This is a genomic window from Mycobacterium sp. KBS0706, from assembly GCF_005938675.2.
In the GTDB taxonomy this organism is placed as follows: domain Bacteria; phylum Pseudomonadota; class Alphaproteobacteria; order DSM-16000; family Inquilinaceae; genus Inquilinus.
The window spans coordinates 18,424-43,170 of record NZ_VCCH02000071.1; the positions used below are offsets into that span (position 1 = coordinate 18,424).

The window sequence follows — 24,747 nt, forward strand, 5'->3', positions numbered from 1 at the left end:
TCCTGTGCGGACGGGGTCGTCCGCTGGTGGAGATCGCGGGTCGGGCCGGTTTATTCCCGGGTCACGCGGAATCGGAGTTCGGCTAGGCTGACCGCCGGGGGACTCACCATGACCGCGCCCAAGCTCGTGCCGGAACTCTATGTCTCGGACATCGATCGCAGCCGCCGCTTCTACATCGGCGTGCTGGGCTTCGCCGTGCTGTACGACCGGCCGGAGGAGCGCTTCGCCTATCTGGTGCGCGAGGGCGCGGCCCTGATGCTGGAGCAGCCGGCCGATCCCGGCCGCACCTGGCTGGCCGGCCCGCTGGAGCAACCCTATGGCCGCGGCATCAATCTCCAGATCGAGGTCGGGGATCTCGGCCCGCTCCACGCCGCGGTGCTGGCGGCGGAGGCGCCGCTGTTGCTGCCGCTGGAGGAACGCTGGTACCGCTGCGGTGACGGCCTGGTCGGCCAGCGCCAGTTCGTGGTGCAGGACCCGGACGGCTATCTGCTGCGCTTCTGCCAGGATCTCGGGTCGCGGCCCCTGTCGCGGAGCGGTGGCTGATGCTGTTCAAGCGCCCGGTCCTGGACCGCATCGCCGCCGGCATGGTCACCCTCGCCTTCCGCCGCTGGCGCCGGCCGACGGTGCGGGCCGGCGGCACCTTGACCACGCCCGCCGGCGTGCTGGCGATCGAGGCGGTCGAGATCGTCACCGCCGACCGGGTCACCGAGGCGGAGGCGCGCTTGGCTGGATTCGCCGGCCGGGACGACCTGCTGGCCGACCTCGGACCAGCGGAGGGCGAGCTGTACCGCATCGCCTTCCGGCTGCAGGGCGAGGACCCGCGCATGGCGCTGCGGCAGCAGGACGACCTCACCGCCGAGGACGTCGCGGCGCTGCGCGAAAGGCTGGACCGGCTCGACCGCGCGGCCCGGCACGGCGCCTGGACCCGGGCGGTGCTGCGGCTGATCGGCGCGCAGCCCGGCACCCGGGCGCCGGAGCTGGCGGCCCATTTCGGCCGCGACACCGCGTCCTTCAAGACCGATGTGCGCAAGCTGAAGGCGCTGGGCCTGACCGAGAGCCTGGAGGTCGGCTACCGCCTGTCACCCCGGGGCCGCGCCCTGCTCGACCGGATTGCCGAGGGCCCCGCCCCTCGGTCTTGACGCTCGTGGCCTTGACGCCCTGGGGCCCTGCCCGCATGGTCGCGCCACTTCGGACGGAATCGGCAGGCCCGCCTTGGACGACGCCAGCCCAAGCAAGAACGGAGCGCTGACGCTGCGGCCGGCCACCGCCGCCGATGCCGGCACGCTGGCGGCGATCCATCGCCGGGCCCGCGAGTCGGCGGCGATCCCGAACCTGCACAGCCGCACCTCGATCCGCCGCTTCCTGCTGCGCACCGTCCAGCAGTCGCAGGTGATGATCGCCTGCCGCGACGGCGCGCCCGTTGGCTATGCCGCGCTTCACAATGGCTGGCTCGACCAGCTCTACGTCCATCCCGAGCATCACCGCCGCGGCATCGGCACGGCGCTGCTGGCCTGGGCCCGGCACGAGAGCCGCGAGTTGCGCCTCTATTGCTTCGCCCACAACGCCCGCGCCCTCGCCTTCTACCAGGCGCATGGCGGCGTGATTCTCAGCGAGGGCGACGGCTCCGACAACGAGGAAGGGCTGCCCGATCTGCTCCTGGGTTTCCTCGAAACCTGAGGAGTCCCGGGCAACCCCGTGATTCCCATGCTGAATCCGCATGCGGAACGACCTCAGGTTGAGCAATTCCGCGCTTGCGCTCGCCACTAAACTGACACAATATCTAGGGCCCTGGCACGGGAAACCACCCACGGGTAGGGCCAGCCACAAGAATCGGGTCTGTGGCGATTCTCTCGCGGGCGGGACCGGATCAGGGCCGGAAAGCCGCAGGCTGCTGCGGCTCACGGAAACTAATAACCGCTTCTTCACTGGGTATTCACTGGTCTATCCACCGGGTTATCCACAGAGAGAGCAAATTTTCCAATTTCAATACTTGTTTTTGACTTATGATGAAGGTTCTTTGACTGATCTGTGGCGGCTTGCTGACGCGAGTCGCTGAACGAGTTCGGCGCGGGGATGCGATCCCCGCTGGGTATCAGGCGGGGGTCGCGGGCAGCGCGACGGATGAAGGAGGACCGGGGGCCATGCGGATCGAACGGCGTTTCACGGCCGATGGGCACGACGCCTATGAAGGGATCGAATTCCGGTCGGCGACCAGCGAGATCCGCAATCCGGACGGCTCGGTGGTGTTCCGCCAGACCGACATCGAGGTGCCGGCGGAGTGGAGCCAGGTCGCGTCCGACATCCTGGCCCAGAAATACTTCCGCAAGGCCGGCATCCCGGCCCGGCTGAAGCGCGTCCGCGAGAAGGGCGTGCCCGATTTCCTGTGGCGCAGCGTCCCCGACGACAAGGCCCTGGCCGAGTTGCCCGAAGCGGAGCGCGTCGGGTCCGAGCGCAGCGCGACCCAGGTGTTCGACCGCCTGGCCGGCACCTGGGCCTATTGGGGCTGGAAGGGCGGGCTGTTCGATTCGGCTGCCGACGCCCGCGCCTATTTCGACGAGATGCGCTTCATGCTGGCGCAGCAGATGGCGGCGCCGAACAGCCCGCAATGGTTCAACACCGGCCTGCACTGGGCCTACGGCATCGACGGCCCGGCCCAGGGGCACTGGTATGTCGACGAGGCCACCGGCGAGCCGCGCCTGTCCGATAGCGCCTATGAGCGGCCGCAACCGCATGCCTGCTTCATCCAGTCGGTCGCCGACGACCTGGTGAACGAGGGCGGCATCATGGACCTGTGGGTCCGCGAGGCGCGCCTGTTCAAATACGGCTCCGGCACCGGCTCGAACTTCTCCAAGCTGCGCGGCGAGGGCGAGCGCCTGTCCGGCGGCGGCCGCTCCTCCGGCCTGATGAGCTTCCTCAAGATCGGCGACCGCGCCGCCGGGGCCATCAAGTCGGGCGGCACCACCCGCCGCGCCGCCAAGATGGTGACGGTCGACATCGACCATCCCGACATCGAGACCTATATCGACTGGAAGGTGGTCGAGGAGCAGAAGGTCGCGGCCCTGGTCGCCGGCTCCAAGCTCGCCCGCAAGCACCTGAACGAGGTGATGGAGGCCTGCCACGGCGCCTCCGACGCCGAGACCGGCGACCGCTTCGACCCGAAGCAGAACAAGGCGCTGAAGCGCGCCATCATCGGCGCCCGCAAGGCGATGCTGCCGGAGAACTACGTCCAGCGCGTCATCCATTTCGCGCGCCAGGGCTACACCGGCATCGAGTTCCGGGTCTACGACACCGACTGGGATTCGGACGCCTACCTCACCGTCTCCGGCCAGAACTCGAACAACTCGGTCCGCCTGACCAACACCTTCCTCGAGGCGGTGCAGCAGGACGGTGAGTGGCAGCTGATCCGCCGCATCGACGGCAAGGTGGCGAAGACGCTGAAGGCCCGCGACCTGTGGGAGAAGATCGGCCACGCCGCCTGGGCCTCGGCCGATCCGGGGCTGCAGTTCGACACCACCATCAACGAGTGGCACACCTGCCCGGACTCGGGGCGGATCAACGCCTCGAACCCGTGCTCGGAATACATGTTCCTGGACGACACGGCCTGCAACCTGGCGTCCCTGAACCTGATGACCTTCCGCCGCGCGGACGGGTCCTTCGACGTGCCGGCCTTCGAGCATGGCTGCCGGCTGTGGACCATCACCCTCGAGATCGCGGTGATGATGGCGCAGTTTCCGAGCCGCGAGATCGCCCGCCTGTCCTATGAGTTCCGCACCCTCGGCCTGGGCTACGCCAATATCGGCGGCCTGCTGATGGCGTCCGGCATCTCCTATGACAGCGTCGACGGCCGCGAGCTGTGCGGTGCCATCACCGCGCTGATGACCGGCGTCGCCTACGCCACCTCGGCCGAGATGGCCAAGGCGGTCGGCCCCTTCCCCGGCTACGGGAAGAATGCGGGCGCCATGCTGCGGGTGATCCGCAACCACCGCCGCGCCGCCTATGGCGAGGCCGACGGCTACGAAGGCCTGTCGATCGCCCCGGTGCCGCTGGAGGCCGATGCCTGCCCGGACCAGGATCTGGTCGCCGCCGCCCGCCGCGCCTGGGACCGCGCGCTCGGCCTCGGCGAGGCCCATGGTTATCGCAACGCCCAGGCCACGGTGATCGCGCCGACCGGCACGATCGGCCTGGTGATGGATTGCGACACCACCGGCATCGAGCCCGACTTCGCCCTGGTGAAGTTCAAGAAGCTGGCCGGCGGCGGCTATTTCAAGATCATCAACCGGGTGGTGCCGGAGGCGCTGCGCGTCCTCGGCTACGATGACGCCCAGATCGAAGCCATCATCCGCTACGCCGTCGGCCACGGCACGCTGGAGACTTCGCCGGCGATCGGCTGGGCCGCGCTGAAGGCCAAGGGCTTCACTCAAGGAGCGATCGACGCGGTCGAGCTGGGGCTGAAGTCGGCCTTCGACATCAAGTTCGTGTTCAACCGCTACACCCTCGGCGACGATTTCCTGACCGGGACGCTGAAAGTGCCGGCGGCGGCGCTGGACGATGTGACCTTCGACCTGCTGGCCTTCCTCGGCTTCTCCAGGGCCGAGATCGAGGCGGCGAACACCTGGTGCTGCGGCGCCATGACCCTCGAAGGTGCGCCGGAGCTGAAGGACGAGCATTTGCCGGTGTTCGACTGCGCCAACCCCTGCGGCCGCATCGGCAAGCGCTTCCTGTCGGTCGAGAGCCACATCCGGATGATGGCGGCGGCGCAGCCCTTCATCTCGGGCGCGATCTCCAAGACCATCAACATGCCGAATGCGGCGACGGTCGAGGATTGCAAGGACGCCTATCTGCTGTCCTGGCAGCTCTGCCTCAAGGCCAATGCCCTCTATCGCGACGGCTCGAAGCTGAGCCAGCCGCTCAACGCCTCGCTGCTCGACGACGACGCCGAGGACGAGGAGGAGAGCCTGGTCGAGCGCATCATCGAGGCGCCGGCCGGCGCCCGCGCGCCGATGGTGGCGGAGCGGATCGTCGAGCGGGTGATCGAGCGGATCGTCGACAAGACCGGCGTTCGGGGCAAGCTGCCGCACCGCCGCAAGGGCTACACCCAGAAGGCGATCGTCGGCGGCCACAAGGTCTATCTCCGCACCGGCGAATATGATGACGGCAAGCTCGGCGAGATCTTCATCGACATGCACAAGGAAGGCGCCGCCTTCCGCAGCCTGATGAACAACTTCGCCATCGCCGTCTCGATCGGCCTGCAATACGGCGTGCCGCTGGAGGAGTTCGTCGAGGCCTTCACCTTCACCCGGTTCGAGCCCTCGGGCCCGGTGCAGGGCAACGACGCCATCAAGATGGCGACGTCGATCATCGACTACATCTTCCGCGAGCTGGCGGTCTCCTATCTCGACCGCAGCGACCTGGCCCATGCCACGCCGGACGACCTGACGCCCGACACGGTCGGCAAGGGCGTCACCTCGGACGACGGCAAAACCCCGGCCGTGGCCTCGGCGCCGATCCGCAAGGTGGCGTCGACCGGCTTCGTCCGCGGCAATTTCCGGGTGTTCGAGGGCGGCAACGTCCGCGACGTCGCGGTCGCCCGGGTGGCCGAGATGCAGGAGCTGGTGAGCGGCGTGGCGACGGCGCTGCACACCGAAGGCGCCACCGCCTTGGCGCCGGAACCGGTGCAGCTGCGCAGCGCGGCGCTGAACGGCACGGCGGATCTCCGCCTGGCCAAGATCCGCGAGGCGCGGGCCAAGGGCTATGAGGGCGACCCCTGCCCCGAATGCCAGAACATGACCCTGGTGCGGAACGGCACCTGCCTTAAGTGCGAGACCTGCGGCGGCACCACCGGCTGCAGCTGAGGCCCGGAGGGGCGATAGGAAGCGAGAAGAAAAGACGAGGCCCGCCAGCTAGGCGGGCCTCGTTGCTTTTGAAGCCGTCAGGCCGGCCTCCGCCATTCCATGACGTAGCAGTACGGAGCGCGCCTATAACGCTCCGCCGTAGCCGGATCGGCGTCGGCCGTCGGCTCCGGCTCGGCGAAGATGCTGAGGATCAGGCCCTGGGCGAGGAACGCCGCCATGTACCGGCCGAGCGGACGATGCCAGTTGTGGATGCGGATGCCGCGCCAATCGGCCCAGTACATCCGCTCCTCGAAATAGCGGTCGACCGGGAAGTGCAGTGGCCGGCCGGCATCGTCGCGGACCCAATGGGCGCGCTCGCCGGCGGCGGTGGTGAAGCTGGACAGGTTGGCGATCAGCAGCGTGCCGCCCGGGCGCAGCACCCGCGCCATCTCCGCGGCGGCGGCGTCGAGATCCGGGATGTCGATCAGGCTCAGATAGCTGACCACCAGGTCGAAGGCACCGGAGTCGAAGGGCAGGCGCTCGGCCCGGCCCTCGCGATAGTCGCCCTCGGGACCCAGCTCACGGGCCCGGCGCAGCAGCGCCGCGGTCGGGTCGAGGCCGACCGGCCGGATGCCGTGGCCACGCAGCATCCGGCAGAACCGGCCCTCGCCGCAGCCGACGTCCAGCGCCGTGGTGAAGCCGCGCCCGGCGACCCGCCCGGTCATCGCCGGGTCGAGCACGAAGCGGCGCGTGAAGTCGCCCCGCTCGCCCATATCGGCGATCCAGGCCTCCGCCGACTCGGTCCAGCCATTGTCCATGGATCAGCCTCCACCCCTTCCCGGCCATGCTAGCGCAGGGCGGCGGCCGGGTCAGGCAGCATCAGGCGCGACAACCAGCCTCACATCCGCGCGATGATCTCGATCTCCGGCGGGCGGGTGCTGCTGGGAGAGACCACGACCTGGTCGCCGATGCGCCGGAAGGTCAGAGTGACCTGCCGTTCGCCGACGGGCAGCGCCTCGACCGTCAGCGTCTCGATCCCGTTCGGCAGGCGCGGGCGGTCGATGCGGATGCGGTTGCGGGCTCCGTCGACCTTGAGGCCGAGGCAGGCCTGCAAGGTCATGAACACCGCGCCGGAGGCCCAGGCCTGCGGCAGGCAGGCCACCGGATAGGCGATCGGACCCTCGCCGCGCACCCGCGGGAAGCCGCAGAACAGCTCCGGCAGTCGCATGTCGAAATGCACGGCGGTCTCGAACAGGCCGCTGAGCAGCCGCACCACGCCGGCGCGCTCGCCGTAGCGCGACAGGCCGGCGGCGCAGAGCGCCCCGTCATGCGGCCAGACCGAGCCGTTGTGATAGGACATCGGGTTGAAGTTGGCCTCGCCGCGGGCCAGGGTGCGGACGCCCCAGCCCGAGTCGAACGGCGTGTCGAGCAACTGCCGCGCCACCCGCGCCGCGCGGTCCGCCGACGGCAGGCCGCAATAGAGCAGGTGGCCGGCATTGGAGGCGCGGACGCGGCAGGGCTGGCCGTGGCCGTCCAGCGCCAGGGCGTAGAAGCCCAGATCCTCCATCCAGAACCGCTCTTCGACCGCGACGCGCAGCGCCTCGGCCCGCACCCACCATCGCGTCGCATCGTCGTCCAGCCCGCGCTGGGCCGCCAGGTCGCCCATGGTGCGGAAGGCGGCGAAGGCGTAGCCCTGCACCTCGACCAGCGCGATCGGCCCGTCCGGGAAGCGTCCATCGGCATGGAAGACGGAATCGTAGCTGTCCTTCCAGCCCTGGTTCGACAGCCCCTTCTCCGAGCTGCGGGCATAGTCGAGGAAACCGCCGGGGTTGCCGTCGGCCACCCGCTCGACCCAGCCGATGGCGCGCAGCAGCGCCGGCCACAACTCGTCGATCAGCGCCGTGTCGCCGGTGCGGCTGGCATAGGCGCCGGCCAGCATGACGAAGAGCGGCGTGGTGTCGACCCCGCCATAGTATTCGGCGAAGGGCAGCTCGCCGAGCGCGACCATCTCGCCCCGCCGCGCCTCGTGCATGATCTTGCCGGGCTGGGCGTCCTTGAAGGCCGAGGCCTCCAGCGCCTGGCGCGCCGCCAGGAAGCGCAGCACGCCCCGCGCCAGCGCCGGGCTCAGCCACAGCGTCTGCAGCGCGGTGATGATGGCGTCGCGGCCGAAGGTGGTCGAGAACCAGGGGATGCCGGCATAGGGATAGGGCCCGGTCGGCAGCTCGGTGACCAGCAGCGACAGGTCGGCCCGCGACTTCTCGATCCAGTCGTTGAACAGCCGGCCGGAGCTGCGCAGCACCGTGCCGTAGCGCGACAGGGTCCGCATCCGCCGCTTGGCCTGGGCGCAGGCATGGCGGAACCGCGGCCGGCTTGGCGCCTCTGGCGCCTCCTCGGCTCCGACCTCGACATAGAGGTCGAGGGCGCCGTGGCCCGGCAGGCGGAACAGGAACTCCGCGGTGTCGCCGTCGAGCCGCTGCGGCGTCTCCGAGAACCGGATCACCGCCTGGCGCCCAACCTTGTCCAGCCCGGTGTAGCGCAACACAGCCGAGTCGCCGCGCACCTCCGGCTCGGCCACCCGGCCGCGATGCAGCCGCGAGGCGCCGCGCACCTCGAACATGTCGTGGAAATCCGCGCCGAAGCGGATCGCGAGCGGCACCCGGACCTCGGCCTGGCCGAAATTCTCGACCCGGAGCTGCTCGTACAGCCGGTCGTTCCACAGCAGCCGCGACCGCTGCAGATGGATCGCCCCGTTCGGCAGCCCCTCGTCGCCCAGCGGCGACGGCGTCCGGTTGGTCGAGTGGCTGGTGAAGACGGCGTTGTCCTGGCTCAGCCCGGCGCCGAGCAGCGACGGCAGCTCGCCGCCGAGCAGGACGACGAAGCGGGACAGGATGCGGGTGTCGTTGTGGAACAGCCCGTCATCGTCGCCGGCGATGTTGCCGAGCGCGTCGGCGACCAGGAAGGTGTCGCCGTGCTTCAGCGCATACATGCGCAGCGGCACGCGCCGGGCCGAGGCGTCGGGCGGCGGCGCGGGATCCGGAACGGGCTCTTCCGGAACGAGCTCGGGCCGGCTCACTCGGCGGCCAGCAGGGCTGGGGCCACGCCGTCGCCGGCCAGGCGGCCATACAGCTCGAGATAGCGCTCGGCCATCACCCGGCTCGAAAAGCGGCGCTCGAAGGTCCCGCGGATCTCGCCGCGGTCCAGCGCCGGCAGGCGCCCGACCGCCGCCACCGCCTCGTCCATCGACCGGACGATGAAGCCGCTCACGCCATGGTCGATCACCTCCGGCACCGAGCCGCAACCCCAGGCGATCACCGGCGTGCCGCAGGCCATGGCCTCGATCATCACCAGGCCGAAGGGCTCGGGCCAGTCGATCGGGAAGATCAGCCCGGCGGCGTTGCCGAGGAACTCGGCCTTGGCGTCGTCGCCGATCTCGCCGATGAACTCGACCAGCGGGTCGGACAGCAGCGGCTCGATCGCCTCCTTGAAATAGATCCGGTCGGCGTCGTCGACCTTGGCCGCGATGCGCAGCCGGCGGCCCGAGCGGCGGGCGATCTCGATCGCTCGGTCCGGCCGCTTCTCCGGCGAGATCCGGCCAAGGAAGGCGAGATAGTCGCCCTTCGGCGCAGGCGTCGGATGGAACAGCTCCTCCGCCAGGCCGTGATGGACCGTCGCCGCCCAGTTGGCGTCGGCCAGCGGCAGGCGCTGGGAGTCCGAGATCGAGACCAGCGGATAATCCGGAAAGCAGCGATAGGCCTCCGGCAGGTCCTTCAGGTCCAGCCGGCCGTGCAGGGTGGTCACGGTGCGATGGGCGATCGCCTCGAACAGCGGGAAATGGATCAGGTCGACATGGAAATGGATGACGTCGAACTCGTCGGTCCGGCGCCGCAGCTCGTGCAGCATCGACAGATGCGCGGCGTAGTCGGATTTCAGCGGGCTGGGGTCGAGGCGGAAGGCCTGGTCGCGCACCGGCACCAGCGTGGCCCGCGTGTGGGCGTCGGCGCTGGAGAACAGCGTCACGTCATGGCCGAGGTCGACCAGCGCATCGGACAGATGGGCGACGATCCTCTCCGTGCCGCCATACAGCCGCGGCGGCACCGCTTCGTAGAGGGGAGCGATCTGGGCGATCTTCATCATCGAACCTGCGGCTACGACTGCGGACCGGCGCCTGCCCCGGTGGGATGCACCGCGCGCCGCAGCGCCGCGGCGGCCGGCGCCGGCTTGCGTGACGTGCCCACGCGATCGGGCGGATACGCCTCGCGCAGCGCCTCGGAGACGAAGGTGTTGACGAAATCGGCAGAGGCGTCCGGGTGGGTCCGGCGGAACACGTCGAGCGCCTTCTCGCACGCGGCCCATTCGTCCGCCCCGGCCTCGCGGCTGGAGCGATAGGCAGCGACAACTCTTGCGCTGGTGGATGATGCCGAACCGGTCATGCTGGTCCTTTCTCTTCCAGGGGCGGCCCCGTCGCCGGGGCATGCTGATCGCGAGCGTCGCCGGGCGCCGCTTCGACCGGGAAGGGGCCCTGCCGTCCCGCTCGCATGGATGAGGTCGACGCGCTTTCCAACCGGTGTGGGGGCGATCTTGTTCCGAGGCTGCGATGAATTTCTCGCCAGGCCGGCCGCTGCCAAAAAATTCGCCAGGGCTGTCGGATCCCGTCGGCGCCATACGTCCTTGCATCAGAACCGGCATTTCCGGCCGGTCCGAGAGCTCAAACCCAGGAGAGGAACGCCGCCATGCAACCCAGTTCGCAAGCGATCAAGCCCTACCTGTTCTTCGACGGGCGCTGCGACGAAGCGCTCGAATTCTACACCCGCGCCCTCGCCGCCAAGGTCGAGCAGGTGTTCCGCTTCAAGGACGCGCCGCCACCGCCGCCGGATGCGCAGCCGCAGGAGGGCTGCGGCCCGGTGACGCCCGAGATGGCCGAGAAGGTGATGCATGCCTGCGTCACCATCCGCGGCACGACGCTGTTCGTCTCCGACGGCATGTGCCAGGGCAACGCCGAGTTCAAGGGCGTCTCCCTGGCCCTCGAAATGCCGACCGACGCGGAGGCCGAGAAGACCTTCGCCGCCCTGTCCGAGGGCGGTCAGGTGCAGATGCCGATGGGGCCGGCCTTCTTCGCCTCGCGCTTCGGCATGGTGGCCGACCGCTTCGGCGTGTCCTGGATGGTCACCTCCCCGGCCCCCGCGCCGGCGGCCTGACCGGATGGCAGGGGACGGCGCCACGGCGCCCTCCCCCTCCCCATCCATCGATACCGGGCGGCAGGGTTGTCGTCCGTGGGCGTTGACGCCCCCATCCAAGCCGGTCTAGTCCGGGCGGCGAACGGGCCAGCCTGCCCGTTCGCCGAGGCTTCGGTTGTCCCTGCGCGGCTCCGGGCCATGTCATTCCGGAACAGAACGCTTGGAGTCCCCATGAGCCAGGAAGCGAACGGCGATCCCGGCCTGCTTCTCTTCACCTCCCTTTGCATCGGCCTGCGCGACTGGGCGCAGACCGGCTCGGGTCCGGTGCCGCGGCAGCGGCTCAACTGGAAGCACGCCACCGACCTGCTGCGGCAGGGCCGCGACGAGGAGGCGGAGGCGGAGATGCGGCGGAATGACCCGCTGACCGCCGCCGAGGAGGACGAGGCCCGCCGCTTCGACCTCCGCGCCTTCGACAAGGCGCTGGTGGCGGCCAATGACGAGCGCGGCTGGATCGAGTAGCCGCCCGCGGGGCGTTTTCGGCCTGCGCAAGCGGCAGCCCGCCCGCTAGACTGCCCGCAAACAGCGAGGCGGATCGGGAGGCGCGCCCATGGTCAGCGGACCGAGCTATGTCAGCGGCATCGCCGAGGCGCCGCTGCTGGGCGAGACCATCGGCCAGGCGCTGGACCGCGCCGCCGCGCGCTGGCCCGACCGGCCGGCGCTGATCGACCGGGCCCAGGGGGCCCTCGGCCTGCGCTGGAGCTGGCGCGACCTCGCCGAGCGGGCCGATTCCTTCGCCGCCGGCCTGCTCGCCCTCGGCCTGCAGCCCGGCGACCGCATCGGCATCTGGTCGCTGAACCGGGCGGAATGGGCGCTGACCCAGTTCGCCGCCGCCAAGGCCGGGCTGATCCTGGTCACGGTCAACCCGGCCTACCGGCTGCATGAGCTGGAATACGCCCTCAACCTGGTCGGCTGCGCCGCCCTGGTCACCGCCACCGCGTTCAAGACCAGCGACTATCTCGGCATGCTCAACACCCTGGCGCCGGAGCTGGCGGCGGCCGAGCCGGGCCGGCTGCACGCGGTGAAGCTGCCGACGCTGCGCAGGATCATCCAGATCGGGGGGACGGCGCCGGGCACCATCCCCTTCGACAACGTCGCCGGCCTGGGCGGCGCGGCCGAGCGGGACCGGTTGGCGGCGTTGGCCGGCACGCTGCAATTCGACGACCCGGCCAACATCCAGTTCACCAGCGGCACCACCGGCTCGCCCAAGGGCGTGACCCTCAGCCACCATAACATCCTGAACAACGGGTACTTCGTCGGCCGCGGCCTGGCGCTGGGCGAGCAGGACCGGATCTGCATCCCGGTGCCGCTGTACCACTGCTTCGGCATGGTCATGGGCAACCTCGCCGCCGTCACCCATGGCGCCGCCATGGTCTATCCCGGCGAGGGCTTCGACCCGCTGGCCACCCTGGCCACGGTGGCGGAGGAGCGCTGCACCGCGCTGTACGGCGTGCCCACCATGTTCATCGCCATGCTCGACCATCCGCGCTTCGGCGAGTTCGACCTCGGCAGCCTGCGCACCGGCATCATGGCCGGGTCGCCCTGCCCGATCGAGGTGATGAAGCGGGTGGTCGGCCAGATGAACATCGGCGAGATCACTATCTGCTACGGCATGACCGAGACCAGTCCGGTCAGCTTCCAGAGCGCGGTCGACGACACGCTGGAGCGGCGGGTGTCGACCGTCGGCCGGATCCACCCGCATCTCGAGGTCAAGATCGTCGACCCCGAGGGCCGGATCGTGCCGCGCGGCGTGCGCGGCGAGCTGTGCACGCGCGGCTATTCGGTGATGCGCGGCTACTGGGACCAGCCGGACAAGACGTCGGAGGTGGTGGACGCCGCCGGCTGGATGCATTCCGGCGACCTGGCGGTGCTCGACGCCGAGGGCTTCTGCAACATCGTCGGCCGGATCAAGGACCTGGTGATCCGCGGCGGCGAGAACGTTTATCCGCGCGAGGTCGAGGAGTTCCTGTACCGCCACCCGAAGATCCAGGACGTGCAGGTGTTCGGCGTGCCCGACCCGAAATACGGCGAGGAGCTGTGCGCCTGGATCCGCATCCGCGAGGGCGAGGGCCTGACGGCGGAGGAGGTGCGCGGCTTTTGCGACGGCCAGATCGCGCACCAGAAGATCCCGCGCTACATCCGCTTCGTCGACGCCTTCCCGATGACCGTGACCGGCAAGATCCAGAAGTTCCGCATGCGCCAGGCGATGGAGGAGGAGTTGGGTCTGAAGGCGGCTGAGACGGCTTGAAAGACCGCCCGCCCACTCCTTATCTGTCATGCCCGGGCTTGACCCGGGCATCCAGGGAATGTCGAGGCCGCTCTGGGTGGCTCCTGGATTGCCGGGTCAAGCCCGGCAATGACAAGAAGGGGTACGTGCCTCTCCCCTACTCCACCCGCGGCACCCGGCCCTCGATCGGATAGGCCGGGTCGTTGTAGCCCGGGCTCGAGGGATGCCCCGTGACCACCAGCCGGTCGACCAGCGCCTCGTCCTCCGCCGTGAAGGCATAGTCCAGCGCGCCGAGATAATCCGCCCACTGCTCCTCGGTCCGCGGGCCGGCGATCGGCGCGGTGACGATGCGGTTGTTCAAGAGCCAGGCCACCGCGAACTGCCCAGGCGTGATGCCTCGTCCCCGCGCGTGCTCCGCCAACTCGGCGGCGATCGCCAGGCTCTCCGGCCGCCACTCCGTCTCCAGGATGCGCTTGTCCTGGCGGCCGGCGCGGGTGTCCTCGCCCGGCGCCGACCCCGGCCTGTACTTACCGGTCAGCACGCCGCGGGCCAGCGGGCTGTAGGGCACCACGCCGAGCCCGAAATAGGCGCAGGCCGCCAGATGCTCGGTCTCCGGCATCCGGTTCAAGAGGTTGTAATAGGGCTGGCTGACCACCGGCCGCTCGATCCCGGCCTGGTCGCACAGCCGGCAGATCTCCGCCACCCGCCAGGACCGGTAGTTCGACACGCCGAAATACCGGATCTTGCCCTGGCGGATCAGGTCGGCCAGCGCCGACACCGTCTCCGCCAGCGGCGTCGTCGCATCCTCCTTGTGCAGATAGAGGATGTCGACCGTGTCGGTGCCGAGGCGGCGCAGGCTGTCCTCCACCGCGAGGAAGGCGCGGCGGCGCGACAGGCCGCGGTCGTTCGGGCCGTCGCTGGTCGGGTTCGCCAGCTTGGTCGCCAGCACCCACCAGTTGCGGTGGGTGGCGATCGCCCGGCCGACGATCTCCTCCGACCTGCCGCCGGTATAGACATCGGCGGTGTCGATGAAGTTGATCCCCGCCTCCCGCGCCTGGTCGGTGATGCGGGTCGCGGTCGGCTCGTCGGTCGGGCCGCCGAACATCATGGTGCCGAGGCACAGCGGCGACACCTTCAGCCCGCTGCGCCCGAGGTTGCGATAGTCCATCGGCCTTGCTCCTTCCGCCTGCGCGAGACCGGGATCATGGCCCGAAACGGCGGTCCTGCCTCTCCCGTCGAGCGCAAGGCAGCCGTGCCTGCGCGCCGGCACGGCTGGGCGCTTGACATGGCGGGAGCCCCCCTCGAATGTAAAAAATCCTGAAATTAGACCTGTCGAGAGAGGCCCGTTCTGCGTCAGTCCCGCCTCCATAGCGGCCTTTCGCAGGTCTTGCTGGTGCTGTTCGCGCTGCTGCTGGCGATCGTGGCGCCGACCGTCGACGCGCCGTTCACCGGCAGCGAATTCGGGAATTGTCTCTCGGAGCCCGACGATCCGCAGGGCGACGCTGCGATCCTCGTCAACGCCACGCTCAGCGTTGCCGAAGATCCCGAGGAGGAAGCAGCCCGGGAAGACGCGACCTTCCTCGCCCTCGCCGGTCTTCCCTGCGCCGCAGGTGCCGACTACCGGGCGACCGATGCCTGGCGTCCCTCTATCCCTCGCCCGTCGGCCCATCCCTGTACAGGTCCTCCGATGCTCTGAAGCGATGGCGGTCAGGCGTGCCTTGCGGTGCGCCGGGTCGCCTCGTCCGCGACACCCCGCGACCTGCGGCCACCAGGAGCCGCACGCCGGCCGGAACGTCGCGCATGCCGCCCCTGCGGCACGCCTTCGGAGTAGGTTCCCATGGAAAGTCTCGGCCCCGAGCTGCTCAAGCTCGTGCAGATCATCTGGATCAACATCATCCTGTCCGGCGACAATGCCGTCGTCATCGCCATGGCCTGCCGAGGCCTGCCGGCGGACAAGCAGCGTCCCGGCATGGTGCTCGGCGCCCTCGTCGCGGTCGTTCTGCGCGTCGTCTTCACCGTCGTCGTCGCGGCGCTGCTCTCGACGCCGTTCCTGAAGATCGTCGGCGGCTGCCTGCTGCTGTGGATCTCAGTCAAGCTGGTGCTCGGCGAGGACGAAGAGGGCGGCGGCGCGGTGCAGCAGACCGCCCAGCTCTGGCACGCGATCCGCACCGTTGCGATCGCCGATGCGGTGATGAGCCTCGACAATGTCCTGGCCATCGCCGCCGTGGCGAAGGATTCCGCCACGCTGCTCATCACCGGCCTGATCATCTCGGTGCCGCTGATCGTCGCCGGCGCGGCGGTCATCATGACGCTGCTCAGCCGCCTGCCGATCCTGGTCTGGGCCGGAGCCGCGCTGCTCGGCTGGGTCGCCGGCGATATGCTCGTATCCGACCCGTGGCTGCTCGGGACCCTCGGCGAAGAGCTCAGCCAGCGCATCGAACTCCCTGCCGCCGCGATCGGCGCGGTCTTCGTGGTGGCGCTCGGCTATGTTCTCAGCCGTCGCGCCGCCAGGCACAAGGAACAGGAGGCCTGAGGCTGCACCGGCCGGACGCGCGGGCCGGGGACGCCGCGTTCGGCCGATGGATCGGCGCCGGCATCACGCCGCCGCGTCGGCCTTGCCGGTCGCCAGGAAGGCGTCCAGCGCCGCGATGTCCCGCTTCTCTCCGGCGACATCGGCGGCCAGCCGCTCATACAGCCCGGCCATGCCCTCGTAGATCAGGCGCGCCGGGTCGTCGCGGCCGAGGAAATCGGCGATCTCGCGCATCTCGGCGACCCAGCGATAGGCCTTGGCGTACATGTCCGGCACCGACCGCTCGAACTTCGCCAGCAACTGCGGCTGGCTGTCCGCCAGCTCGGCATGCAGCGCCGGCCCGGCGCCAGCCTGCTCGGCCGCCAGGATCATGGCGGCGGCCAGACCGGTCAGGCCCTTGTTGATGCCGGCATAGCTCATCTTCAGCGCCGAGGCGGCGCCGACCGGCCCGTCCAGCACGCGGATGCGCAGGCCCAGCTCGCCGAGCACGCCGAGCCGCGCCGCCTCCGGCCCGGCCAGGTACAGCACCGGCCCGGACCCTTTGGGTCCGCCGGGCGCGGGCGGCCCGCCAATGATGCCGCCATCGGCGAAGCCGGCGCCCGTCGGCGCGACAATCGCGGCGATGGCCTGCACGGTCTCGACATTGACCGCGTTGCAGTCGACATAGACCGGCTTGCGGGGCGCTGCGCGCAGGGCCGGCGCCAGCCGCCCGGCCAAAGCCACGGCCTCGCCGGGCGGCACGATCGACAGGACGACGTCGGCCGCGGCGACCGCTGCCTCGTCGGCCGCCTGCATGCCGGCGGCCCGGGCCCGTGCAACGGTGCCGGCGCTGCGCCCGTCGAGCAGGGTCGGGACGGTCGCGCCATGGTCGGTCAGGCGCCGGGCGATGCCGCTGCCCATCGCCCCGGGGGCGATGACGGCGATGGTCGGTTTCATCGGATGTCCTCCGCTCTGCCGGCGGCCGCCCCTTCCTGGCCCCGGCCGGAAGATCATGGCGCGATCCGCAAGGCCCGTGAACCCTCAGAGACCGTTTGAGAATGCGCTGGCGTGAGTCGGCTGGTGGTGGTTTCGAGAACCGGCGCGCAGCGGACGTTATAGTCCGTGAGCACCGGAAGCGCAGAAACCGCCATCAGACGGCCTCGCCAGCAGCATTTCCAAACGGTCTCTCAGCCGGCAGGAACGACCAGCGGCAGAACCTGCCCGGCGGACAGCGGCGTCATCTCCAGGGTCGAGAACCCCGGCATGTCCGGGTCGGCGACGGTGTCGAACTGCATCAGCTCCACCTGGTTCCGCGCGATCCGCGGATGCGGCAGCTGCTCCGCGATCAGGGCCAGCGCCTGCCAGGCCGGGAACGGCACCGGCAGCAGAAGCGGCCGGCGGCCGACATGCCGGGCGACCAGTTCGATCAGCTCGCGATAGCGATAGACGGCCCCGCCACCGAGCTCATAGGTGACGCCGCCCTGCCCCGCCATCGCCCGGACGACCGCCGCCGCTACATCCTCGACATAGGCCGGCTGCAGCTCAGTCCGGCCGCCGCCGAACAGCGGAAAGACCGGCGCCCGGCGCAGCATCCGGGCCAGCGGCACCAGGAAGGTGTCGTCCGACCCTATCATGGCGGCCGGTCGGACCAGGATCGTCTGCGGAAACGCCGCGCGCACCGCCTGCTCGCCTTCGCCGCGGCTGCGGATATAGGGCGAGCGCGAGGCAGGATCCGCTCCGATGCCGGAGACATGGACCAGGGTCTTCACGCCGGCCCGCTGCGCCTCCCGCGCAATCCGGGCGGCGGCGTCGACATGGATGGCGCGGAAGGTCAACCCGCCACGCTCGACATAGAGGCTGACGGCATTGACCACGGCCTGGGCGCCGGCGACGGCCGCTGCCACCGAGCGGTCGTCAGTCACATCCGCCTGAACCGGCTCGACCGTGCCGTCACCGGCGCGCGATGGATCACCGCCGGGGTGCCGCGATGCGGCCCGGACGGGGAAGCCCTGCTCCGCCAGCTGCCGCACCACGCGCCGGCCGAGAAAGCCGGTGCCGCCGAACACCGTGACCCGCGGTTTGATCATCGGGTGCTCAGCCGCCAATCTTCACCGCGCGCCGCCGATGTAGGAGCGGACGCGCGGCCGGCTGCGGCCGACGTCGCGGCGCCAGACCGAATCATCCTCATTGGCCGCGGTCAACGGCACCACCGGGCCGGCCCAGCCGCCGGCGCGCCAGCGGTCCTCGCGCGCATCCATGTCGACCGTGCCCTCGTCGTCCAGGATGTCGAGCACGCGGTCATGCTCCGCATCCGTGACCTGGACTGTGACCATGCAGGAGCCGCGGTGGAGGTGCTCGCCATAGGTGAAGCGCTCGTCATCGGGGAAGAACAGGCCGCGCAGCGATTCCAGGACCCCCATCCGCTGCCGCGGCGTGGGCACCTCTTCGTTCCAGACCTCGGGATCACCCTTGGGGTCGACCTCGTCGCCCGGAACCAGGCGGATCCGGTCCTTCGAGATGCGCGTGGCGATCAGCCGCTCGACCGCATCCTCCGCATCCTTCGGCGAATCGAACAGCGCAGTGACATTCCATTGACGGGCCTGCTGCATCGCATCGTCTCCTCGGCAGCCCCTCCGCCGAGAGAACGGGATGCGGCCCGCCGCCGTTCCGCGCCCCTAGCCTCTCCGGAAGCGCAGCACCCGGCTTCGGTTCATCGCCAGCCGGACGGTGTCGCCCGCGAAGGCCAGGCCGATCCGCTGCGGCCAGGGCGCGTCGCGGCCCTCGGCCAGCAGCCGGCCGCCGCCCAGCGGCAGCAGCGCCGACGACGTGCGGATCGGACCGGTGCCCATCTCCAGTCGCTCACCGGCGATGGTGAAGGCGGCGTGGTGCTCCGGGCACAGCCATTCGCCTTGCACCCGGTCGAGCACGCCGTCCGGCGCGATCGGGCGGAAGCGGCGCCCGGCATGACCGATCTCCCCTTCCACCACCTCGCCGGTCCAACGCAGCCGCATCGGGAAATGGGCGGAGAGCGAGACCGACCAGCCCTCCTCGCCGCGATAGAGGGTTTCGCCGGTGCCGAGGAAGCTGGCAACCCCGTCCTTCAGCTCGAGCCAGTCCGGCCCCTGCTCGGCCACATAGAGCCCGTCCGGGATCGCGGTGCCGCGCTGCGGCAGTTCCTCGCCGAGCAGCGCCGCCATCAGCGTCATCGCCGTGCCGTGCGAGACCGTGTCCTCGCGATTGGAGACGACGGCGGCGCCGACGCCCAGCTGCGGGTCCAGCAGGAAATAGGTCTTGTAGCCGAGCAGCGAGCCGCCATGCCCGACCAGCCGGCGTTGGCCGAGCCGCGACCAGGCGAGGCCCAGCCCGTAAGCGGTCGGCCGCCCGTCGGCGAGAGTGCGCGGCGCGCCGAGCCGGGCCAGCACGCCCTGCCCCGGCCCGCGGTCGGCCAGCACCGCCTGCTGCCAGCGCACCAGGTCGCGCAGACTGCCGGTCAGGCAGCCGGAGGCCGAGAGATGCTGGCCCGAGGCGGCGAGCTGCCAGGCGCCGCTCGCATCCTTCCAATAGCCGGGCCCGAGCCCGCGGACCGGGTCGAACCAGGTCTCCGGCACGCGGAAGCCGATGCCGAGCGGCCCGGCGATGCGGTCGCGCACCAGCCCGGCGAAGCTCAGGCCCCGGCGCAGCAGCGCCGCATCGACCAGCCGGTAGCCGGTGTTGGAGTAGGAGATCTCGTGCCCGGACGGGAAGTTCAGCTCGGTCAGGCGGTACAGGAAATCGAGGCTCTCCTCGCGCCCCACCGCCGCCCCCTGCGGCACGCCGAGCAGCGACAGGGTCTCGCGCAGATCCGGCAGGCCGCCGGTCATGTCGAGGGCCCGGCCGACCGTGACCATGGCCAGGTCGCCGCGTAGCCCCGGCAGCAGCCGGCCCAGCGGTTCGTCCAGGCCGATGCCGTCGCCCTTGCTCGCCTGGGGGCACAGCGCCAGCGCCGCAAAGACGTGCTTGGTGACCGAGGCGTAGCGCACCACGGTGTCGCCGGAGAAGGCGTTGCCGCCGGCCAGGCTGTCGACCCCGCCGCAGGCCTCGGCCCGGATCTCCCGCGCGTCGAACACGGCGACGCCGCCGCCCGGCTCGCCCGGTCCCCACGCCGCGGCGATCCCGGCCGCCGCCTCCGCCGCCGCCGACCAGCGCAGCTCGCCCATCATCGCCTCCCGTCTTCGCCGGATTCGGCCTGCGCCGTCCGATCACGCCCCGTTATAGGCAGGATCACAGGTTTTGGCTTCCTCGATCGGCGATCCGTTCCTACGCTCGGCGGCGAGTCGCAGGACCCGCTGGGTCGAAAGGGGAGGACCGACGTGCCGGACGCCGATCGCGAGGCGCTGTACCGCAAGGTCAGCCTGCGCCTGATCCCCTTCATGATCCTGCTCTACCTGGTCAGCTTCCTCGACCGGGTGAATGTCGGCTTCGCCGCCCTGACCATGAATGCCGACCTCGGCATCACGCCCTATGTCTTCGGCTGGGGCGCCGGGATCTTCTTCTTCGGCTACTTCCTGTTCGAGGTGCCGAGCAACGTGATCCTGGAGAAGGTCGGGGCGCGGCTGTGGATCTGCCGGATCATGGTCACCTGGGGCCTGATCTCGGCGGCCATGGCCTTCGTCCAGGGGATCTGGGGCTACACCATCCTGCGCTTCCTGCTCGGCGCCGCCGAGGCCGGGTTCCTGCCGGGCATGATCCTGTACCTGACCTACTGGTTCCCGGCAGCGCGGCGGGCCCGCTTCGTCGCCCTGTTCATGGCCGCGGTGCCGCTGGCCAGCGCCATCGGCGCGCCGATCTCCGGCATCATCCTCGACGCCACCCATCTCTGGTTCGGGCTGAAGGGCTGGCAGTGGCTGTTCATCATCGAGGGGCTGCCGGCCTGCCTGCTCGGCCTGCTGGTCCTGGCGTGGCTGCCGGACGGCCCGGCCAAGGCGCCCTGGCTCGACGATCGCGAGCGCGCCGCCATCGCCGCCGACCTGGCGCGCGACCGCGCCGCCGCGCCGCACCCGCCGCTGCACGACCTATGGCCGGCGCTGGCCGATCCGCGGGTGCTCCTGCTCGGCCTGGTCTATTTCGGCATCGTCATCGGGCTCTACGGCATCGGCCTGTGGCTGCCGCAAATCGTCAAGGGCATGGGCTTCACCACCCTCCAGACCGGCTGGATCATCGCCCTGCCCTATCTGGTCAGCGCCGGCGCCATGCTGCTCTGGGGCCGGCACAGCGACCGCACCGGCGAGCGCGTGCTGCATGTCGCCCTGCCGGCCCTGGTCAGCGCCATCGGCTTCGCCGCCAGCATCGCCACCTCGTCGAATGTGCTGTCGCTGGTCTGCCTCGGCGTCGCCGCGGTCGGCATCTACGCCACGCTCGGGCCGTTCTGGACCATGCCGCCGGCGTTCCTCGGCGGCACCGCCGCGGCCGGCGGCATCGCCCTGATCAACTCGATCGGCAATCTCGGCGGCTTCGTCGGGCCCTATGCGGTCGGCTGGATCAAGGACTCGACCGGCAGCTTCACCGCCGGCATGGCCCTGCTGGCCGCCAGCCTGGCCGCCGCCGCCGCGATCGCCCTGCTGATGGCGCGGCACTTGCGCGCCGCGCCACCGGCATCCGCCCGCGAGCGCTCGGCCGGCTAGCCGACCGAGTTGATGATCTCGCGGTAGGCCGCTTCCGGGAACGCCTTCAGCGTGCTGGTCCGGACAAAGCCCTGACGGCCCGTCATCAAGGTGAAGCGGGCCGCGACGGCATCGTCCGGCGCGTCATAGACGAGCACGAAGTCGTGCTCGCCCATGGTCATGTAGAAGGCCTTGAACTGGCCGCCCATCTCCTGGAGCAGAGACTTGGCCGCGTCGAGCCGCTTCGGCGAGTCGGCAACGGCACGGATCCCGGGCTCGGTCCAGTCGCCGAGCAAGACATAGGTTGCCATGATTGCACTCCCTGTCCGGCACCGGGAGGCGCTTGACGTGGAGCCTGAGCCCCGCGGGCCGGCTGCCAATACTAGCACCGCCCGCGAGTGGCGCGCAGAGGGCTATAGGGTGTAGGCGGCTTGCCATTTCCCGGCTCAGCCTTTATTCCCAACCGGGTATTTCTATCGTGGAATTGTCCAGCCTCAGATGAATGCCGCCGAACACATCGACTACCTGAAGACCATCAACCAGACCTTCCAGGAGCAGATCAAGATCGCCGACCAGAAGGCGGCCTACATCTTCACCTTCCTGATCGCGCTGGTGGCGTGGTCGCCGGAGATGCGGTCGGTCTTCACCTGGACCAGGATCGTCCCCTTCCCCTCCGCCAAATGGGTCCTGTGCCTGGCCCTCGTCGTCGCGCTGGCCGCTGGGCTGGTCTGCGTCGCGCTGGTGCTGCTGCCACGCAAGCGCAATGGCGGCGCCTGCCTGTACTGGGCGGCCTGGCCCCAGGCCGGCGAGCGGCTGGATCACGCCTCCCGCCGCACCGAGCCCGGCTTCATCGCCGCGGAATACACCGCCAACGCCCGCAACCTGGCGGCGATCTGCCAGGCCAAGTACCGCTATGTCGCCTGGGCGTTCAGATGCCTGGCCGTGGTCATCCTCTGCTATGTGCTGCTGATGGCGACCGGCTAGAGATACTTCCCCTCCATGATCGCCAGCGTGTAGTCGCGATAGCTCATGCCGAGCTCCTCGGCCCGGGCCAGGCGGCGCAGCGCCACCTCGCGCGGCGGCGTCTTCCACGCGGCGGCATGCGCCTTCTTCCAGCAGAAATGCCGCCAGGACGGCGCTGAATCCGGATGCTCCTCCTCCAGCGGCGGACCGCCATTGTGGCCGAGGCCGAAGAGGAGCTGCGATGGCGTCGAATCTCTCATATTCGGGATAATATCTCCAAATCGAGAGAACGCCAGCGCCAGAATCCATCCTGCCGTCAACCGAAGGCATGGTGGAGCCTGGCGCGCGCTCTTGGATGATGGGGCATCCGAGGCTGGACATCCGCGATTCGATGGACTGCCAGGCATTCCCGGCACAGTTGAGGAAGAAATTTTGCAGACATTGATCACGAATCTTCGTGACTGGTAAAATAAATAGGCGCATCGTTATCGATGGACGAAGTAAAAATTCTCAACCCTGGGAATTAATCCATGCTGACCATCGACAGATGAAAACACCTCGCATCGCCTAGACTACAGACTAGGGCATTTCGGGGCTAGATCGCTACTTCAATAGACATCATATGCTGTTGGCTCAACTGAGAACCAATAGAGAGATGTCGTGCGCTCGGCCGATTTGGGCCATGTGCCGGCAGTGGAGCACGGTCTGAACGGAAATCAGGTCGACATGGCCGCCTTCAGAAAGGAGATCGACGGCGGTGCCGTGTTGATGCGTGAGGCAATTAAGGCGACCGAGGCAGCGAAGTAGCTGATCAGGGCTCGGAGGGTCGACGAGAGGGCCAAGCCGGTCAGCCAGGAAGCAGCGCATATCGGCAACCAGGTGTCCGGGTGGGCTGCGCCCCAAAATAGGGAGGAGTTGTCAGTGGAACAGCTACAGCGTCGGCAATTTCTGCTCAGCACCGGCACAGCAGCCGGGTTATTGCTACTGGATCGTTACGGTTCGGCCGCGTTTGCGCAAGAAGTGGGTAAGATCGTCCCTTGGTCGGATCAACCCCCGCCCGTGCCGCCGCCAGCTCAGGCAGTTATCAAGAATCTCGGATCTTGGGAAAGCCTCGACACTTGGATCACACCGAATGACAAGTTCTTCAGCATTGGTCATTACGAGTGGCCAAAGATCAATCCAGCCAAATGGAAGCTCGAGGTCGGTGGAAATGTCGGCACGCCGCTCAGCCTCACACTTGACGATCTGAAGGCCAAGCCGCGCCAAAGCGTCAACTACACATTAGAGTGCTCGGGAAATAACGGACTTCCATTCTTCACGAGCGGGATCGGCAATGCTGAATGGGGCGGCACTTCGCTCGCAGACATCTTGACGGCGGCACGGGTCAAGAGCAACGCCATCGAGATTGTGTTCTTTGGTGCCGATCAGGGAACCGAGGTACTGCGTGCGGGCACGCCGCTGGAGCTGACGTTCACTGCGAATTTCGCGCGCGCCATGTCGATCAAGGACGCGATGAATCCGGCGAATCTGCTCTGCTACGAAATGAACGGAGAAGCGCTGCCGACGGACCACGGTGCGCCGGTACGCCTGATCGCACCGGGCTGGTACGGCGTTGCCAACGTCAAATGGCTGCGCCGTATCGAAGTGCGCGACACGCCATTCATGAATCGCTTCATGGGGCGCGACTACGTCTCCGTACGCGAAGAGCGGCACGATGGAGAAACTGTCGTTGTGGAAAGCTCCGTGGGTCCGTGCCTGCTGAAGTCCGCTCCGGCGCGGGTGACGCTGAACGACGGCCACTATCGCATCGCCGGGATGGCGTGGGGGCCTGTGCCGATCGCCGCCGTCGAGGTCAAGGTCGATAGTGGCCCCTGGGCGAAGGCCGCGCTCGAGAAAGCGGACAAGTCGCCGTTTGCGTGGCGCTTCTGGCACCTCGACTGGCCGGCCACGCCCGGCGAGCACGCAATTACCTCTCGCGCCATAGATACAGCCGGCAATGTTCAGCCTGCGATGGACGATCCGCTGATCGCCAACAAGAAGACCTATTGGGAGAGCAACGGACAGATTACGCGGCACGTCCGGATCACGTGACAGGAATCACCGATAGTCGTATCCGAGGAAACCGGCCATCGGAGGGCGCCCTTTTTCGCGCAAATCGTGGCTGATCAGTCCCGAGGCGTGACAGCGCCTTTATCGCGCAAAGCCTACAGGCGCCGGCACCGCGAATAGGGCGTCCGCTACCGTTCGGAGCGGTCATTAAGCGATCTCGGCCGCAGCTTCCGCTTCCTGCCCATCCCCGCCCGCCAAGCCCGCGGCAGGGTGCCCGAAAGCAGCCATCATGCCGGGC

General features: G+C 69.2%; 24 protein-coding genes. 13 read left to right on the forward strand and 11 right to left on the reverse strand.

The genetic code is table 11. The annotated features are described in order from the left end of the window. Positions 1 to 108: 108 nt before the first annotated feature. From FFK22_RS29690 to FFK22_RS29705, 4 genes are all read left to right on the forward strand, one after another. The gene (locus FFK22_RS29690; RefSeq protein ID WP_138886837.1) at positions 109 to 543 is read left to right on the forward strand and encodes a VOC family protein; all 435 of its coding nucleotides are present in this window, start codon (positions 109 to 111) and stop codon (positions 541 to 543) included. Further along, positions 543 to 1,139 (forward strand): ASCH domain-containing protein, encoded by a 597-nt coding sequence (locus FFK22_RS29695; protein WP_138886836.1) that lies wholly within the window; start codon positions 543 to 545, stop codon positions 1,137 to 1,139. The genes FFK22_RS29690 and FFK22_RS29695 overlap by 1 nt, the downstream gene beginning before the upstream one ends. A 73-nt stretch (positions 1,140 to 1,212) precedes the next feature. Then, positions 1,213 to 1,677 (forward strand): GNAT family N-acetyltransferase, encoded by a 465-nt coding sequence (locus tag FFK22_RS29700; protein WP_186002726.1) that lies wholly within the window; start codon positions 1,213 to 1,215, stop codon positions 1,675 to 1,677. A 464-nt stretch (positions 1,678 to 2,141) separates the two neighbouring features. Next, complete coding sequence (locus FFK22_RS29705) at positions 2,142 to 5,852, forward strand: vitamin B12-dependent ribonucleotide reductase (protein WP_138886834.1); 3,711 nt, start codon at positions 2,142 to 2,144, stop codon at positions 5,850 to 5,852. A gap of 77 nt (positions 5,853 to 5,929) precedes the next feature. Here the strand turns inward: FFK22_RS29705 and FFK22_RS29710 are convergent, their stop codons facing one another. From FFK22_RS29710 to FFK22_RS29725, 4 genes are all read right to left on the reverse strand, one after another. Further along, positions 5,930 to 6,649: a class I SAM-dependent methyltransferase gene (locus tag FFK22_RS29710; RefSeq protein WP_138886833.1), complete on the reverse strand. Its 720-nt coding sequence runs from the start codon at positions 6,647 to 6,649 to the stop codon at positions 5,930 to 5,932. A gap of 80 nt (positions 6,650 to 6,729) precedes the next feature. Then, positions 6,730 to 8,904 (reverse strand): amylo-alpha-1,6-glucosidase, encoded by a 2,175-nt coding sequence (locus tag FFK22_RS29715; protein ID WP_221938956.1) that lies wholly within the window; start codon positions 8,902 to 8,904, stop codon positions 6,730 to 6,732. Continuing rightward, on the reverse strand, positions 8,901 to 9,965 hold the full coding sequence (locus FFK22_RS29720) for a glycosyltransferase family 4 protein (protein ID WP_221938957.1): 1,065 nt from the start codon (positions 9,963 to 9,965) through the stop codon (positions 8,901 to 8,903). The genes FFK22_RS29715 and FFK22_RS29720 overlap by 4 nt, the downstream gene beginning before the upstream one ends. An 11-nt stretch (positions 9,966 to 9,976) precedes the next feature. Further along, positions 9,977 to 10,261, reverse strand: coding sequence for a hypothetical protein (locus tag FFK22_RS29725; protein WP_138886832.1), 285 nt, complete (start codon positions 10,259 to 10,261; stop codon positions 9,977 to 9,979). A gap of 300 nt (positions 10,262 to 10,561) precedes the next feature. On the opposite strand from FFK22_RS29725, the gene FFK22_RS29730 reads away from it, so the two are divergent. The 3 genes from FFK22_RS29730 (at position 10,562) to FFK22_RS29740 (ending at position 13,310) form a co-directional block, all read left to right on the forward strand. Next, the gene (locus tag FFK22_RS29730; RefSeq protein WP_138886831.1) at positions 10,562 to 11,026 is read left to right on the forward strand and encodes a VOC family protein; all 465 of its coding nucleotides are present in this window, start codon (positions 10,562 to 10,564) and stop codon (positions 11,024 to 11,026) included. Positions 11,027 to 11,236: 210 nt separating this feature from the next. After that, positions 11,237 to 11,524, forward strand: coding sequence for a hypothetical protein (locus FFK22_RS29735; RefSeq protein ID WP_138886830.1), 288 nt, complete (start codon positions 11,237 to 11,239; stop codon positions 11,522 to 11,524). Positions 11,525 to 11,612: 88 nt separating this feature from the next. After that, positions 11,613 to 13,310, forward strand: a complete 1,698-nt coding sequence (locus FFK22_RS29740) for an AMP-binding protein (protein ID WP_138886829.1) — start codon at positions 11,613 to 11,615, stop codon at positions 13,308 to 13,310. Between the two features lie 136 nt (positions 13,311 to 13,446). On the opposite strand, the gene FFK22_RS29745 is transcribed toward FFK22_RS29740, so the two are convergent. Continuing rightward, entirely contained in the window at positions 13,447 to 14,457 is a 1,011-nt protein-coding gene (locus tag FFK22_RS29745; RefSeq protein ID WP_138886828.1) for an aldo/keto reductase, read from the reverse strand. Between the two features lie 225 nt (positions 14,458 to 14,682). On the opposite strand from FFK22_RS29745, the gene FFK22_RS29750 reads away from it, so the two are divergent. Together FFK22_RS29750 and FFK22_RS29755 are read left to right on the forward strand one after the other, a co-directional pair. Beyond that, entirely contained in the window at positions 14,683 to 14,985 is a 303-nt protein-coding gene (locus tag FFK22_RS29750) for a hypothetical protein (RefSeq protein WP_143956891.1), read from the forward strand. A 141-nt stretch (positions 14,986 to 15,126) separates the two neighbouring features. Continuing rightward, positions 15,127 to 15,822, forward strand: coding sequence for a TerC family protein (locus tag FFK22_RS29755; RefSeq protein WP_138886826.1), 696 nt, complete (start codon positions 15,127 to 15,129; stop codon positions 15,820 to 15,822). Between the two features lie 63 nt (positions 15,823 to 15,885). Here the strand turns inward: FFK22_RS29755 and FFK22_RS29760 are convergent, their stop codons facing one another. From FFK22_RS29760 to FFK22_RS29775, 4 genes are all read right to left on the reverse strand, one after another. After that, positions 15,886 to 16,755, reverse strand: a complete 870-nt coding sequence (locus FFK22_RS29760) for an NAD(P)-dependent oxidoreductase (RefSeq protein WP_138886825.1) — start codon at positions 16,753 to 16,755, stop codon at positions 15,886 to 15,888. Positions 16,756 to 16,985: 230 nt separating this feature from the next. Further along, on the reverse strand, positions 16,986 to 17,885 hold the full coding sequence (locus FFK22_RS29765; RefSeq protein ID WP_138886824.1) for an NAD(P)H-binding protein: 900 nt from the start codon (positions 17,883 to 17,885) through the stop codon (positions 16,986 to 16,988). Positions 17,886 to 17,906: 21 nt separating this feature from the next. Further along, a complete protein-coding gene (locus FFK22_RS29770) occupies positions 17,907 to 18,407 on the reverse strand; it encodes a hypothetical protein (RefSeq protein ID WP_138886823.1) in 501 nt (166 codons plus the stop codon). 66 nt (positions 18,408 to 18,473) lie between these two features. Then, a complete protein-coding gene (locus FFK22_RS29775) occupies positions 18,474 to 19,994 on the reverse strand; it encodes a serine hydrolase (RefSeq protein ID WP_221938958.1) in 1,521 nt (506 codons plus the stop codon). Positions 19,995 to 20,147: 153 nt separating this feature from the next. Here FFK22_RS29775 and FFK22_RS29780 point away from each other — a divergent pair, with 153 nt between their 5' ends. Then, positions 20,148 to 21,458, forward strand: a complete 1,311-nt coding sequence (locus FFK22_RS29780) for an MFS transporter (RefSeq protein WP_221938959.1) — start codon at positions 20,148 to 20,150, stop codon at positions 21,456 to 21,458. On the opposite strand, the gene FFK22_RS29785 is transcribed toward FFK22_RS29780, so the two are convergent. Next, positions 21,455 to 21,748: a GYD domain-containing protein gene (locus FFK22_RS29785; RefSeq protein ID WP_138886821.1), complete on the reverse strand. Its 294-nt coding sequence runs from the start codon at positions 21,746 to 21,748 to the stop codon at positions 21,455 to 21,457. The genes FFK22_RS29780 and FFK22_RS29785 overlap by 4 nt on opposite strands. 187 nt (positions 21,749 to 21,935) lie before the next feature. On the opposite strand from FFK22_RS29785, the gene FFK22_RS29790 reads away from it, so the two are divergent. Then, complete coding sequence (locus FFK22_RS29790) at positions 21,936 to 22,421, forward strand: Pycsar system effector family protein (protein WP_138886820.1); 486 nt, start codon at positions 21,936 to 21,938, stop codon at positions 22,419 to 22,421. Here the strand turns inward: FFK22_RS29790 and FFK22_RS29795 are convergent. Then, positions 22,418 to 22,660 (reverse strand): hypothetical protein, encoded by a 243-nt coding sequence (locus tag FFK22_RS29795; protein WP_138886819.1) that lies wholly within the window; start codon positions 22,658 to 22,660, stop codon positions 22,418 to 22,420. The two genes, FFK22_RS29790 and FFK22_RS29795, sit on opposite strands and share 4 nt — an antisense overlap. Positions 22,661 to 23,060: 400 nt before the next feature. Here FFK22_RS29795 and FFK22_RS43280 point away from each other — a divergent pair, with 400 nt between their 5' ends. Together FFK22_RS43280 and FFK22_RS29800 are read left to right on the forward strand one after the other, a co-directional pair. Beyond that, positions 23,061 to 23,207 (forward strand): hypothetical protein, encoded by a 147-nt coding sequence (locus FFK22_RS43280; protein WP_186002727.1) that lies wholly within the window; start codon positions 23,061 to 23,063, stop codon positions 23,205 to 23,207. A 114-nt stretch (positions 23,208 to 23,321) separates the two neighbouring features. Further along, positions 23,322 to 24,491, forward strand: coding sequence for a sulfite oxidase (locus FFK22_RS29800; RefSeq protein ID WP_138886818.1), 1,170 nt, complete (start codon positions 23,322 to 23,324; stop codon positions 24,489 to 24,491). Positions 24,492 to 24,747: the final 256 nt, after the last annotated feature.